This window comes from Salmonella sp. SAL4457 (assembly GCF_046548235.1).
In the GTDB taxonomy this organism is placed as follows: Bacteria; Pseudomonadota; Gammaproteobacteria; order Enterobacterales; family Enterobacteriaceae; genus Salmonella; species Salmonella enterica.
Genome location: NZ_JBGDZO010001174.1, coordinates 1 through 243 on the forward strand (window position 1 = coordinate 1; position 243 = coordinate 243).

Genomic DNA, 243 nt, shown 5'->3' on the forward strand with positions numbered 1-243 from the left:
TATGCAAGGAGCCAAATCTCTTGGCCGAAAGCAGATAACGTCTTGTCATTGGAACATTCCAACTTTCGAATACAGGGTAAACAAGGAAGAGGGCGTATATGTTCTGCTCGAGGGCGAACTGACCGTCCAGGACATCGATTCCACTTTTTGCCTGGCGCCTGGCGAGTTGCTTTTCGTCCGCCGCGGAAGCTATGTCGTAAGTACCAAGGGAAAGGACAGCCGAATACTCTGGATTCCATTATC

Annotated in this window: 1 pseudogene; it reads left to right on the forward strand. The window is 49.8% G+C overall.

The annotated features are described in order from the left end of the window. Position 1 precedes the first annotated feature (1 nt). Positions 2-243, forward strand: a pseudogene (gene exsA / locus ACLJNW_RS27885) (T3SS regulon transcriptional activator ExsA); the annotation flags it as partial.